Source organism: Sorangiineae bacterium MSr12523, assembly GCA_037157775.1.
Lineage (GTDB): Bacteria > Myxococcota_A > Polyangia > Polyangiales > Polyangiaceae > Pendulispora > Pendulispora brunnea.
In genome coordinates this window covers 7,412,501-7,425,321 of record CP089982.1, presented here as the reverse complement: position 1 = coordinate 7,425,321, position 12,821 = coordinate 7,412,501, and the positions used below count along the sequence as shown (strand labels likewise).

Genomic DNA, 12,821 nt, shown 5'->3' with positions numbered 1-12,821 from the left:
GCCGCGGTCTATTGGCTCAACGTCTCGCCCAAGATGCGCGTCGCTTCGAGAAGGCGTCGTTCCGTCGAGCCGCCGAATCCCAGCAGGAGGCCCTGCCGGCGGGTTCTCCCGGCGTAGCACGCGGAGAGCTCGGTCGCCGTGAGTCCGCGTGCTGCCATGCGCGCGACGACGTCTCCGTCGTTCATGCCCGCCGCGAGCAGCACCGTCACGTGCAGGCCGGCGTCGGCGTTGTGCACGAAAAGCCGTCCCGAGCAGTGCCGCGCAAGCCCCGTGAGCAGCGCATCGCGCCGTTTCAGGTACACGCCCCTCATGCGGCGCACGTGGCGAGCGAAGTGTCCCTCGCGCAGAAATTCCGCCAGCGCAAGCTGGTAGAGCGTGGGCGAGAAAAGATCGAGCGAGGCCCTCGCGTCCGCGAACCGTGGCAGCAGCGCAGGCGGCACCACGACGTAACCGATGCGCAGCGCGGGGAAGAGGACCTTGCTGAACGAGCCGATGTAGATCACACGCGCGTGCGCATCCATTCCTTGGAGCGCGCCGAGGGGGCGGCTCACGTAGCGGTAGTCGCTGTCGTAATCGTCCTCGAGAATCCACGCCTTCTGCCGCGAGGCCCAATCGAGCAATTCGAGTCTGCGCGCGGCGGTCATCGAGGTGCCGAGCGGGTACTGATGCGACGGCGTGACGTACGCAGCACGGACCCTGCCGCGCGTTCGAAGGGCCGACACGCGAAGGCCTTCCTCGTCGACCGGCACGGGGATCGCGCGTGCGCCACCCGCGGTCAGTGCGGCCCGTGCGCCGGGATACCCCGGTTCTTCCACGGCCACACCGTCGCCGCGGGCGAGGAGCACCGCGGCCGCCACGCGAAGCGCCGCCTGCGATCCCGGCACGACGAGCACTTGTTCGGCCTCGCATCGAACGCCGCGCGCCGCGCGAAGATGCTCGGCAATGGCGTCCCGCAGTGCAACGACCCCCGCGGGATCGCCATAGGCCATTTGCGCTCGCGTCATCGCGTGCGCGTGGCGCGCGACCAACCTGGCCCACAGCGCTTGCGGAAATTGATCCAGCGCCGGAAGGCTGGTGCGAAACGGCCCGAGTCCCCCGTAATCGCGCGCGGCGGGCAGCGGACGTGGGTGGCGGTACGCGGCGTCAGGGGAGCGAAGCATATGGTCCGGCAACGCCGCGCTGACGAAGGTGCCCGAGCCGATGCGCCCTTCCAGATAGCATTCGTGCAAGAGTTGCTCGTACGCCGTGAGCACCGGCAGGCGTGACACATCGAGCTGCTCGGCCAGCGCCCGCGTCGACGGAACCTTCTGCCTCGGGCGCAGCACCCCATCCAAAATGGCCTGCCGCAGCCCGTCGTAAATCTGCCGATAGATGGGGATGCCCGAGGCACGGTCGATGGGGAGGTGCAAAGTGGTCATGGCAAAAGGCGCCGAAATGGCCATGGCCAAAATACCGGTTTCTAGGTATGCCAGCAATCGGTACACCATGACGAGAATCCATATCGGTCTATCGTGCGCGTTCGTCCTCGCTTGCCAGTCCGGTACGGCGGCTCGGGCGCAGGCCCCGGTTGCGGTCTCCTCCGCCACGCACGACGGTGCGCGCGATTTCGATTTCGAGCTCGGCACCTGGCGGACGCAGTTGTCCCGCCTCGTGCGCCCCTTGAGCGGATCCAAGGAGTGGGTCGAGTACACGGGAACCAGCGTGGCCCGCAAGGTGTGGGGCGGCCGCGCCAACCTCTTGGAGCTGGAGGTGGACGGTCCCGCGGGGCACATCCAAGGTTTGAGCCTGCGTCTCTACAACCCCGAGTCCCGCCAATGGAGCCTCAACTTCGCCAATGGCAAGAACGGCATCCTCACCGAGCCCGTGTACGGAGCCTTCGCGAACGGGCGCGGCGAGTTTTACGGCAAGGAAACCTGGAATGGTCGCGCCATCTTCGTGCGTTTCGTCATTTCGAACATCACGCCGACGTCAGCCCATTTCGAACAAGCCTTCTCCGAAGATGGCGGTAAGACCTGGGAGGTCAATTGGATCGCGACCGACACGCGCATCGAATGACCAGCCCAGTCTCGCTTCAATGTTGCGTATTGCGCCGATAGGCTCGGGGGGAGACCCCGACCTCGTCGGTGAATTCTCGTCGTAACGTACCCGCATCGGCGAAACCCGTTCGAGCGGCCACGGTTTCGACGCCATCGTCGGTCTGCTCGAGCAGCCTGCGCGCGGCCTCGATGCGAACCTTTTCCACGAATTGGCGCGGCGTCTTTCCCACCTCGCGCACGAAAACGCGGCTGAAGTTGCGGGGGCTCATGCCCACCCGCCGGGCCAGGCTCGGGACCGAGAGATCGCTGTCGAGGTTTTCCACGATCCACGCTTGAAGCGCCCGAATGGGCGATCGCGTCGCGAGCTGCGCCGACAACAGGGCGCTGATCTGAGGCTGTCCCGCCGGCCGTTGCACATAAAGGACCAATTCGCGTGCGAGCTCCAAGGCCAGCTCCCGGCCGTGGTCCTCTTCCACGAAGGCCAAGGCCAGATCGAGCGCCGCCGAAACGCCAGCCGAGGTGTAAATGGATCCATCGCGCAGGAACACGGGTTCCGGTTGCACCTCGATATCGGGGAATCGCGTTGCAAGTTCGGCGCTCCACGCCCAGTGCGTCGTCACACGGCGGCCCGCGAGAAGGCCGCTTTCGGCCAATGCAAATACGCCCCGACAGATCGCGCCCATGCGCCGTGCAGTCGCGGCCACCCGCTGGATCCAATCGCGCAGGGGCGCGATGCGCGCGGCCGGAAGAATGGCCTCGCCGCCAGCGATGAACACCGTATCGTAATCGCCGGAAGCGTCGTCGACGCCTCGCGACGCGACAATGGGAATGCCAATGGATGTCGCAATGGGTCCAGCCTCCGGCCCAATGAGCTCCACCGAGTAAACCGGCGCACCGCGCACCGCTTCGAAACGTCGATTGGCACGCGCAAAAACCTCGAGCGTGTTGGTGACGTCCAAGAGCGCTGCGCCAGGATAAGCTACGACGGCCACGCGGTGAGGGGGCGGGCTCGTCCGTTCTAAGGTGTTGTCTTCTTCACTTTTTCGAACAATCACACATACATTGGTAGTGCGCGGATCGAAGGGCGGCAAAGCCAAAAACCAGTCAAAAACGGACAACTACGCGGCGCATGTGACGATAGGGATCGAGAGGTGCGGATTCTCTGTTCACGTTAGCGCCATCACTCGGCAACGAGCTTCTTCTCGTCCGACCACTCCCAGGCATTCGCTTCGTAATCGTATCGGGCGACGGACATTTTCGAATCGGTGACATGCACCACGCTGAAGGTGTGCGTGCTATTCTTGACCGCGCCGGGTTTGTACACGTCGACACCGTTCCAGCGGTAATGGCCGGTGGCGTGATGGTGCCCGTGGAAGATCGCGATCACGCGATGCTTCTCGATCGTCTTTCCGAGCCGATTGCGAAAGTCGCCGTCCGCGAACCAATTGCCCGTCGACCATGGCCCCTCGAGGGCCAAATGGAAGTAAAGGACAATGGGAACGTCGGCGGCGTAGTGCGCGAGGTCGTTCGCCAGAAACGCCAATCCTTCGTCATCGGGCGCCTCGCCCAATGAAACGAGGTGGAGATCGTCCCAATCCCACGAGTAGAAGCGGCCGCCATGCCGCTCGGCGACGCGCTGCTCCACCCAGGGCCCGTGCACGCGGTCGTGATTGCCGATTCCCTCGAAAACCGGAATCTTCAATAGTCCCTCGTGGCCATGAAGACCGTAATACGCCACGAAGTGCTGCCATTCTTCGACGCGGCCCCACTCGGTCAAATCACCCGTGAGCAAAAGACCGCGCGGCATTTGCACTTTGCCTCCGAGCGGCGGCGGATACGTCTGGCCCGCGAGGCCATTCATTTTCGCAATGACGCGCTGATGGTCGCGCTCGAGTCCGACGGGCTGCGTGAGCGGATTCGCCGGCAACGTGTTCAAGTCATCGGGAAATCCAAATCCGAAATGGAGATCGCTCAGGACGAAGAACGTCACATCCGTCCCTCCGCGCCGCCGATGGATCGGTATCGCTGCACCGGCATCGTGTGTTTTCGCCGCCTGCGGCTCCTCGGCCCGGGGCGTGGGCGCAGGCGCGTCCCTGCGAGAACAAGATGCCGACGCGAATAGGCATGCGCCACCCACCAGAACGAATCGAACGTGCGAGAGCGGGAGCATGCAATCGGGTGCAACAGTTTAGAAGACGAATCGATACCCCGTCACCGCCGGTGGCTGACGTGGGCGGGCGTATGCATGAAGAGCGCGCATTAGGGCTTTTTCGATCTCAACGCGACGCGCAACGCTGGCCCGTGAACGATCCTTTCATGCGCAACCGTTTTGCGCTTCGTGCATCGAGCGATCCCGGTCAGTGACATGACCACCCGCGCGGTTCCGGAACGCGGTCATAATTTCGCTTCGGTCTCATTAATTATGAGAAAAAAGCCCCATGCGGGTAACATAGGTATGTCGGTGTTGCGATCTCGGGGGGAACGTTGTCGCCCACGTATAGCGTCAACGGCCGAAGATTTTCCCCAACCTGCCGGTTAAAAACCGAAAAGGGGGACGAATGAGAACGACGAAGAGCCAGTACGACGACGCGATGGACGTGGCGGCCTTCGATGAGGCGTTGGCGCGGCACGACGCGGGCGAGCTCGGGAATGCCATTCGGCTATTGGAAAGGTTGGCGGCCCGGCAGCCGAACAGACCGGCGTTCGTGGGCATGCTGGCGAGCGTGCAATACGAGCACGGCGACTATCAGAAGTCCGCGGCGAACGCTCGGCGCGCCGTCGCTCTGTCGCCGCGCTGTCAGATGGCCTCGGTCACGCTGTTCCAATCGCTCTATCACCTTGGCGATCACGAGGGGGCCTTTCGCGAGATCGCGCGCTTCCGTGCGATTCGGCACTCCGCCGAGTACGAGCGCACCCTCCCGACCATCGAGGCCAGCGCGCTTCGCAAACTGCAAACCAGACCGCTCGATTCGGATCAACGGCGCCTGCTCGAGATCGTTCGGGCCGAGCTCGAGGAGCGACCGCTCAAGCATTGAGCCCCGCACGCACGTAGGGCCTTGAGCTACAACACCTCGAGCATGACCCTGGATGATCTGCTCGGACGCTCCGCCTCCTTAACCATCCGTCGATTCGGCTCCCCTGGCGCCTTTCTCGCCGTCGATGCGGACGATGACCGCCGCGATGCGCCGACGATTCTCCTCGTGGGACCGGAGATCCCCGAGAATGCGGAAACCGGCGACACGGTCGAGGTCTTCGTCCACCTCGACTCGGAAGGTCGCCCCATCGCGACGCGGCGGATGCCCAAGGTGGAGCTCGGTGAGGTCGCTTTCCTCGAGGTGAAGGCGCTGACGGACTTCGGCGCCTTCGTCGATTGGGGTCTGGCCAAGGAGCTGCTCGTCCCGCACAAGGAGCAGACCTCCGACCTGACCATTGGGGCGCGCCACCCGATCGGCTTGTACATCGACGAAAGCGGCCGACTCGCCGGCACCATGCGCGTGAGCGAGATGCTTCGCGACAAGGGCACGTTCGAGCTCGACGAATGGGTCGATGGCGAAGCATGGCGGAACGATCCGCAGATCGGCCTGTTCGTCATCGTGGAGCGCTCGTTCGTCGGGCTGGTGCCCCGGGGCGAGCCGCATCGCCTTTCGCGCGGCGAAGCAGCGCGCTTTCGCGTGAGCAACGTGCTGCCCGATGGAAAGATCGAGCTCTCGCTCCGCGGTTACGCCCACCAAGAGATCGATCGCGACGCGCAAGCCATTTTGGACGCGCTCAGTCGCCCCTCGACGCCCCGCGTGGGCGATCGCTCGAGCCCGGAGGTGATCCGCGAGGTCTTCGGGCTGAGCCGAAAAGCCTTCAAGCGCGCCGCCGGCCGCCTGCTCAAAGAGCGCGCGATCTCCATCGACGGACAGGGCTTCTTCGTGCGACGAAGCGGCGGCGGCGGTACGTGAACGCCGCGACGTCGCGAAAATCAGGTTCGCGTCTTGGTTCGGCGGCTGCTCTTTCGAGGGTCGGCCTCGCGGGAGGCTCCGCGCAGGGTGCCGTCGACCAACGAGGCGAGGACCGCGTTCATGTCGGTCTCGGTCTTGAGCGAGGACGTTAGCAGGGCGCCGAAATACGACGCGAGCAGTGACGAGGCGAGGGCGTCGGGCTCGACGCCTGGGGCGAGAAGACCGGCTTTTTCGGCGGCGTGCGCATCCGCCGTCATCTCGGCGAGCACCTCGTCGAACAAGGCCGATGCCGCGCCGCCGATTTCCTCGCTCTCGAGCGTCGCGGCCAGCACACCGCGGCTCAAGGTGCGGCTTCGCGCGGCTTGCCGGCCCAACGTCTCCACCATCGCGCGCATCGCCTCGAGGGGACCGTCGGGCAGCGCCTCGGCGCGGGCCTTGCGCGCGTAGTCCGTCTGGATCTGCATCAGCGCGGCGATGATCTCCGCCTTCGAGGCAAAGTGGACGAAGAACGTCGCCTTCGCGACCCCCGCCCGCGCCGCGATCCGATCCACGCTGGTCGCGTGGTAGCCCTGCTGCGTAATGAGCTCGGTCGCGGCTTCGAAAAGCTTCGCGCGTGTTTCGCGGGCGCGCTGTTGCCGTCGTGTTTCCGTCGCTTCGGGATCGCTCACGACGTCACCGTAGATCGTCCGTTCGCGTCAAAGAAGCGGGTCAACTCGGCCACCGTCGCATCGGGCTGCTCGAGCGGGAAGCAATGGCCTGTGCCGCCGAGCTCGACGAGCTTCGCGCCCGGGATCAACCGCGCGAGCTTGCGCGAATTTTCCGGCGGGATCAGACGGTCTTCGGCGCCGGTGATGATCAACGTTGGCCGATCGAGCTTCGCGAGGCGCGATTCCGTGCAATGTCCGACGACCGCGGCAATCTGAAGCGCCGTCATCATGGCCGTGGCGGGCTCCGAACGCTTCACCCAATCCGCGAAGCGCTCGGGCTGCTTCTCGATCAGCTCGGCCGACACGAGAATGGACGCGAGGCGCATCCGTGACGCCGGAGTGCGCAGCAAGACACCGCCCAGCAGCGCACCCACCGTCGAGAGCGTGGGGCGATGGTGGCGCAACCAGCTCGCGTGCGTGCACCCGAGGACGAGCGACTGCACGCGCTGCGGATGGCGCAGCGCGAGCTCCTGCGCGATCATCCCGCCCATCGAGATGCCGAACACGTGCGCACGTTCGATGTTCGCGGCATCGAGAACATGCGCGGCATCGTCGGCCATGTGGGCCATCGAAAAAAGGCCCAGCGGCCGCGTGGACTGGCCCATGCCCCGGTTGTCGAAGACCACCACGCGGAAGCGCTCCGCGAGGCGTGCGGGCAGATCGCTCCAGCCCCGCGACGAGAGACCGAAGCCCATGATGAGCAACACGGGCGGTGCATCGCTCGGTCCCGCCACCTCGTAAAAGATGCGGTGCGAGCCTCCGTTCGTCGTGGGCATCAGACGACCGCAGCGCTTTCGCGAACGCCGGCTTTGCTCCGCGCGCGTGTGGCTGCGCGGCTCGGTGCGGGCGTGGCGAGCTTCGCCCGTTCCGTGAGCTCCGCGAGCTCCAACTTCATCGCCTCCGCGAGGTCCGGAAGATCGCGGGCGTGGTCCGCATCGGCGAGCAATCCCACGTCGAGCGAGCCGTTGTAACTGAGGAGCGCGATGCCCAGCGTCTGCTTCGGTGCGAGCGGCACCAGCGGATGGCACCGCAGCATCCGCCGTCCGCGCAAGAACAGCTGCATCTGCGGCCCGGGGACGTTGGTCACCACCAAGTTGAACCATGTCTCGCGCATCGACAAACGTGCCGCCGGCGCCGCGAGCGGCGGAGGGCTAAAATCCGAAAAGCTGGTCAGGGCCATCGAGCCCACGAGCAGCTTGCTCTTCTTGAGCCCTGCCATCGTTCGACCCACGGCGTGCAAGCGCTCCAGAGGATCGGCGCAGCGGACGGGCAGGGGGCAAAAGACCATCGCCACGTGATTGCCCGTCGTCTCCGCAGCACCGGGGCGCCGCACGTTGACGGGGACCATGACCTGCAAATCGCGGGTGAGCGATTCCCCTCGTGCCGACAGAACGCGGCGCAACGCACCCGCCACGACCGCGAGCACCACGTCGTTGACCTTTCCACCGAGCGCCGCCCCCACCGTCTTCACCGTCGGAAGGTCCAGCGACACCATTTCGTAGCGACGGTGCGGCCCGATCGGCTGATTCAGCGACGACTCGGGCGTGCGGCGCAACTGCGTCCCGCTGAGCAAGAGCGGCACGATGCCGCCCGCCATGACGGACAACTTGCTGCGCGCCTCACTGTCGGCTTTGACCGCACCGCGCACCAGAGCGAGCGGGCGGCGGACCTGATCGCGCAGGGCCGATTTGACGAGGGCACGGCGCGAGGGCGCGGGGCGCGGATGCCACGCCGGCGCGTGCGACGCATCGGCCGAGGGCGCGCCATCGAGCAACACCGCCGCGAGGTCCAGGCTGGAGATACCGTCCACCATGCAGTGGTGCGTCTTGGCCACGATGGCGAAGCGCCCCCCCTCGAGTCCCTCGACGAGGTACATCTCCCAAAGCGGCCGCTCCCGATCGAGCTGGTGCTCGAAAAGCCGGCTCGCGAGCTCCTTCAGCTCTTTCTCTCCGCCGGGCGCCGGAAGCGCCGCGCGGCGAACGTGGTACTGGAGGTCGAACCGCGCATCGTCGACCCACGCGGGCCTTCCGAGTTGAAGCGGCACGAACACGAGACGCTGCCGATAGCGCGGTACGCGATGAATGCGCGAGGCGATGTGCGTGACCAGCTCCTCGTAGCTCGGTGCCGGTCCCTCGAAGAGGGCCACGCTGCCCACGTGCATGTGTGCCGTGCGATCCTCCATGTAGAGGAAGCTTGCATCCAGACCACTGAGCGGCTCGTGCCAGCTCGACATCTCGCGCGTTGAAGAATCCATCGTGTGTTCCCCGTTCCTTGACTTCGGTGACCATAGGTCACTGACCGATGGTCGTCAAGTTGGGAACCCCGGAAAGCGCGCGAAATTACGCTTCAGGCGCGGGAGAAGGCGCCGGTACCGGCAGGCGCCCGGGCGAAGGCCGCTCCCAACCGGGCGGCGCCCAGAGGTGCTTCAGCCGATCGGCGAGGGGACCCGGACGGAGCACGTCGCGCATCATGGCCAGCGGCTCGTGAAAGACGGTGACGACCGGATTCGCGGTGCGAAGCGGATGGGTGATCCCGTATTCGGCCTTTTCGCCCTCCTCTTCGAAGGTGCCAAACAGCCTGTCCCAGATGATGAGGGTGCCGGCGAAGTTCTTGTCGAGGTAGCGCTCATTGCGTGCATGATGCACGCGATGGTGCGAAGGCGTGTTGAACACGTATTCGAGCCACCCGAGCTTCCCCACGAGCTCCGTGTGAACGAAAAATTGATAAACCAAGTTCACATTGACGGCGAGCAATACGAACGAAGGAGAAAATCCCAAGTAGAGCAGCGGCAGGTAAAACGGCCACATGCCAAAAATGGGCGAGAGCATGCTCTGGCGAAACGCCGTGGAGAAGTTCATCGCCTCCTGCGAATGGTGCACCACGTGCGTGGCCCAGAGCCACCGGACGCGGTGGGACGCGCGATGGGCGGCGTAATAAAGAGCATCCTGCAGAATCCACAGCACGAAAAAGGTGCCCCAGGTTCGCGGTATCGTAAAAAGGCGCCATTCGTAAATGCGCGCATACACCGCGAGCACGCCGACGAGGCCCACGAGCTCCACGGCCTGGAACGAAGCCGCAAGCGCGATGTTGTTGAGCGTCTCGTGCTTCGTGTAGTTCGAGCGCCGCATGCGGGCGAGCTTCCACGCCTCCCATCCGATGCAGGCGAAGTACGCGGGGGTGGCCATCAACAGGACGAGCTTGGCCGGATCCAGGGAGAGAATCGTATCGAGCATGGCGGATGCTCATGAAAGCCGAGATCCGGTAGTAGAATCTTGACCGACGCCGCCAAGTGCCATGACCGAACACGCCAAGACGAATACGGCCTCCGTGGCTTACCTGCGTGCCCTGTTCGACTACGTGGGCGAGGAGGCCCGCGAGGCGTTGCTCGCCGGCGTTCGAGGCGTGGACCTCGACGACCGCGATGCACGGCTCTCGGAGACGGTGTGCGCGGCCTTGTTCGACAAGGCGGCCGCATTGCTCGGCGACGACGCCATCGGTCTTCGTGCGGGCGAGCGCATTCGGCCGGGGCACTACGGCGTGCTCGGGTACGTCGTCATGAACTGCGCGACGTTGGGCGACGCCCTGGCGCAGCTGCAGCGCTACCAGGCCTTGGTCATCGACATCGGCCCGCCTGAATTTTCACGCGCCGGCGGCGAGCTGACCGTGATCTGGGATCCCCGGCTCGAGCGGCCGCTTCGCCAGCTCGCCGAGTTCAATCTTTCGGCCATGCTCGCGTTCGCCCGTTGGATCTCGGGCCGCGACGAAGCGCCGTTGCGCGTGGATTTCACCTTCCAGGCGCCCGCACAGTTGGAAGAGCATCGCCGCATTTTCCGGTGCGCGCTGCGGTTCGAAGAGCCCGTCTATCGCATCGTTCTTCCGTCGCGATGGCTCGATGCCCCGCTCATTCGGCCCGATCCCGAGGTGCGCGCGGCCATGCTCGGTCTCGCCGAGAAGCAGCTGCTGTCGCAGGTGGGGCGCAAGGCAAGCGACTTGGACGCGATCCGCGATCTCGTTGCGAAGAACCTGTCGGCGGGGGACGCTGCGCTTGCGAAGATTGCCGGAGACCTAGGGCTGAGCGCGCGCACGCTTCAGCGAAAGCTTCACGAGCGCGGTCAGTCTTTCAGCGCCATCGTGGACGAAGTGCGCCGCGAGCTCGCGACTCGGCACCTGAACGACGATGCGTTGGACCTGAACGACTTGGCATTCTTGCTGGGATTTTCCGAGCAGAGCGCGTTCCAGCGCGCCTTCAAACGATGGACGGGCGAAGCTCCCGGTTCTTATCGCAAACGCCTGCGGGGTGGTTCATAGTTCGCGTTTGGTCATGCGCCTCGCGTGGATGGTGACGGCGGGTTTGCCATGCTTCATGGCGTCGTGTGCCCCTGCACCGCGGGAGGCGGGGCGTCTCTCCGTGGAGCGGCAAGTCTCCGTCGAGACGGGACGGCTTCAGGGCGTTCTCGGGCCGGGTGACACCGTCGCCTTCCTCGGTATTCCGTATGCGGCACCGCCAACGGGTGAGGCGAGATGGAAGCCTCCGCACCCGGCCTTGCCGTGGAAAGGCGTGCTCGCCGCCAATGCGCTCGGGCCTTCGTGCCCGCAACCGGATCGCGCGGAGAAGATCCGCAAGGTCGTGGTGACCGCGTTGGGGGGAGACGTCGATGCGGTCCCTCCGCAGGGGCCCAAAGGCTTCGGCCCGACGAGCGAGGATTGTCTTTCGCTCAACGTCTTCGCGCCCGCTTCTCCTGCGACGGAAAAGCGACCGGTGATGGTGTGGATCCACGGCGGATCCTTCGCGTACGAGCGCGGTGGCGAGGAGGCCGCGGTCCTCGCCCGACGTGGCGTCGTCGTGGTGACGTTCAACTATCGACTCGGCCTGCTGGGCTTTCTCGCGCACCCGGCGCTGACGAAGGAATCGCCGCACCATGCTTCGGGGAATTACGGGCTGCTCGATCAAATCGAGGCACTGCGCTGGGTGCAGCGGAACATCGCGGCCTTCGGGGGCGATCCCTCCCGCGTGACCATCTTTGGACACTCGGCTGGAGGCGACTCGGTGCTGATGCTCGCGGCATCGCCCGAGGCGCGCGGTCTGTTTCAGCGTGCGATCGCGCAGAGCAGCAGCCTCGGTGAGTCGCAGTCCCTCGCGACCGCGGAGAAGGACGGCGTGGCCATCGCGGAGAGCCTCGGTGCGACATCGAGCGATCCCCTGCGTGCTCTTCGCGCCGCACCCGTGGAGCGGTTGCTGGCCGCGCAGTCCGGTGTCGAACCAGCGACCGAGGGATGGATCATCCCGAAGCCCATCCCGGTGGCAATTGCGGAAGGCGCCACCGACGGGGTGCCACTGATCATCGGCGCAACGGCGAAGGAGTGGTCCATCTTCGCGATTCACTCGCCGCCCGCGAAGGACCGCGCGGCATACCGTGAATTGCTGCGCAAGGCAGGGGAGTCGCACGTCGAGCGCTTGCTCTCGCTCTATCCGGCCGCGCGGGATGAAGACGTTCCCGCAGCCTCGATCCGGTACCTCTCCGATTGGGACTTCGTGTGCCCCGCGCGGTACATCGCGCGCAAACGAAAAGGGCGCACGTGGTTTTACGTGGCCTCGGCGTCTGCAACCGCCGGCGAAATCGGCGCCCGCTACGGAGCCTTCCACGGTTCCGACGTGCGCCTGCTTTTCCACGACGAAATGGGCATCCCATTGGGCGAGCCCGCGCAACGCACCGGTGATGCCATGCAACACTATTGGAGTCGCTTCGCGCGATCTGGCGAGCCCAACGAACCGGGGTTGGCAGAATGGCCGGTTTACGGGTCGCAGTACCTCGACTTGGGCGATCCAATCCGGGTGCGGAGCGATGGAGATCGCGCCGGGTGCCTCGTGTTCGACGAGGTCACGGATGCTCACTTCGCGAAGTGAAGGGAGCTCGTGCATGGGCGGTCGGCCCGGATTTTCCGGGATTGCGAAGAATCGACGATGCTCGAGAAAATTCCTCGTGACTTCGGATACGCGCTGAGTAGATTCCGCCGTCCTTCCGGTGGCGTTCCCCCAGAAGCACTCTGCAGTTTGCTTCATGAAGTTGCAGAGATCATTGGGACAAAGTGTGGACAAAAAATCGCCAGCGAAATGCTTGCGAACCTCCACC

12 protein-coding genes are annotated in these 12,821 nt (G+C 65.1%); 5 read left to right on the top strand and 7 right to left on the bottom strand.

The genetic code is table 11. The features are described 5' to 3' along the window. Nucleotides 1–8: 8 nt before the first annotated feature. Nucleotides 9–1,487 carry a PLP-dependent aminotransferase family protein gene (locus LZC95_29040; GenBank protein ID WXA90490.1) on the bottom strand — a complete coding sequence of 493 codons (1,479 nt, stop codon included), beginning with the start codon at nt 1,485–1,487 and terminating at the stop codon, nt 9–11. Here LZC95_29040 and LZC95_29035 point away from each other — a divergent pair. Continuing rightward, nucleotides 1,486–2,055 carry a hypothetical protein gene (locus tag LZC95_29035; protein WXA90489.1) on the top strand — a complete coding sequence of 190 codons (570 nt, stop codon included), beginning with the start codon at nt 1,486–1,488 and terminating at the stop codon, nt 2,053–2,055. The genes LZC95_29040 and LZC95_29035 overlap by 2 nt on opposite strands. Nucleotides 2,056–2,071: 16 nt before the next feature. Here LZC95_29035 and LZC95_29030 read toward each other — a convergent pair whose 3' ends face one another. Both LZC95_29030 and LZC95_29025 read right to left on the bottom strand, forming a co-directional pair. Continuing rightward, on the bottom strand, nt 2,072–3,028 hold the full coding sequence (locus LZC95_29030; GenBank protein ID WXA90488.1) for a GlxA family transcriptional regulator: 957 nt from the start codon (nt 3,026–3,028) through the stop codon (nt 2,072–2,074). 188 nt (nt 3,029–3,216) lie between these two features. After that, nucleotides 3,217–4,026 carry a hypothetical protein gene (locus LZC95_29025; GenBank protein ID WXA90487.1) on the bottom strand — a complete coding sequence of 270 codons (810 nt, stop codon included), beginning with the start codon at nt 4,024–4,026 and terminating at the stop codon, nt 3,217–3,219. A gap of 568 nt (nt 4,027–4,594) precedes the next feature. On the opposite strand from LZC95_29025, the gene LZC95_29020 reads away from it, so the two are divergent. Next, entirely contained in the window at nt 4,595–5,071 is a 477-nt protein-coding gene (locus LZC95_29020; GenBank protein WXA90486.1) for a hypothetical protein, read from the top strand. Between the two features lie 42 nt (nt 5,072–5,113). Continuing rightward, complete coding sequence (locus LZC95_29015; GenBank protein WXA90485.1) at nt 5,114–5,983, top strand: S1-like domain-containing RNA-binding protein; 870 nt, start codon at nt 5,114–5,116, stop codon at nt 5,981–5,983. 20 nt (nt 5,984–6,003) lie between these two features. Here LZC95_29015 and LZC95_29010 read toward each other — a convergent pair whose 3' ends face one another. From LZC95_29010 to LZC95_28995, 4 genes are all read right to left on the bottom strand, one after another. Beyond that, complete coding sequence (locus LZC95_29010; protein ID WXA90484.1) at nt 6,004–6,651, bottom strand: TetR/AcrR family transcriptional regulator; 648 nt, start codon at nt 6,649–6,651, stop codon at nt 6,004–6,006. Further along, nucleotides 6,648–7,466 carry an alpha/beta hydrolase gene (locus LZC95_29005; protein ID WXA90483.1) on the bottom strand — a complete coding sequence of 273 codons (819 nt, stop codon included), beginning with the start codon at nt 7,464–7,466 and terminating at the stop codon, nt 6,648–6,650. The genes LZC95_29010 and LZC95_29005 overlap by 4 nt, the downstream gene beginning before the upstream one ends. Then, complete coding sequence (locus LZC95_29000) at nt 7,466–8,944, bottom strand: wax ester/triacylglycerol synthase family O-acyltransferase (protein ID WXA90482.1); 1,479 nt, start codon at nt 8,942–8,944, stop codon at nt 7,466–7,468. Before LZC95_29000 ends, LZC95_29005 begins: the two co-directional genes overlap by 1 nt. A gap of 85 nt (nt 8,945–9,029) precedes the next feature. Beyond that, the gene (locus LZC95_28995; protein WXA90481.1) at nt 9,030–9,923 is read right to left on the bottom strand and encodes a sterol desaturase family protein; all 894 of its coding nucleotides are present in this window, start codon (nt 9,921–9,923) and stop codon (nt 9,030–9,032) included. A gap of 61 nt (nt 9,924–9,984) precedes the next feature. Between LZC95_28995 and LZC95_28990 the strand changes: the two genes are divergently transcribed. Further along, nucleotides 9,985–10,998: an AraC family transcriptional regulator gene (locus tag LZC95_28990; protein WXA90480.1), complete on the top strand. Its 1,014-nt coding sequence runs from the start codon at nt 9,985–9,987 to the stop codon at nt 10,996–10,998. Between the two features lie 13 nt (nt 10,999–11,011). Then, nucleotides 11,012–12,595 (top strand): carboxylesterase family protein, encoded by a 1,584-nt coding sequence (locus LZC95_28985; protein ID WXA90479.1) that lies wholly within the window; start codon nt 11,012–11,014, stop codon nt 12,593–12,595. The last annotated feature ends 226 nt before the right edge of the window (nt 12,596–12,821 follow it).

Bases quoted from the DNA above. Each gene is read 5' to 3' on its own strand.
- LZC95_29040 (WXA90490.1), bottom strand. From the start codon at position 1,487: ATGGTGTACCGATTGCTGGCATACCTAGAAACCGGTATTTTGGCCATG.
- LZC95_28995 (WXA90481.1), bottom strand. From the start codon at position 9,923: ATGCTCGATACGATTCTCTCCCTGGATCCGGCCAAGCTCGTCCTGTTG.
- LZC95_29015 (WXA90485.1), top strand. From the start codon at position 5,114: ATGACCCTGGATGATCTGCTCGGACGCTCCGCCTCCTTAACCATCCGT.
- LZC95_29005 (WXA90483.1), bottom strand. From the start codon at position 7,466: ATGCCCACGACGAACGGAGGCTCGCACCGCATCTTTTACGAGGTGGCG.
- LZC95_29000 (WXA90482.1), bottom strand. From the start codon at position 8,944: ATGGATTCTTCAACGCGCGAGATGTCGAGCTGGCACGAGCCGCTCAGT.
- LZC95_28990 (WXA90480.1), top strand. From the start codon at position 9,985: ATGACCGAACACGCCAAGACGAATACGGCCTCCGTGGCTTACCTGCGT.
- LZC95_29020 (WXA90486.1), top strand. From the start codon at position 4,595: ATGAGAACGACGAAGAGCCAGTACGACGACGCGATGGACGTGGCGGCC.
- LZC95_28985 (WXA90479.1), top strand. From the start codon at position 11,012: ATGCGCCTCGCGTGGATGGTGACGGCGGGTTTGCCATGCTTCATGGCG.
- LZC95_29035 (WXA90489.1), top strand. From the start codon at position 1,486: ATGACGAGAATCCATATCGGTCTATCGTGCGCGTTCGTCCTCGCTTGC.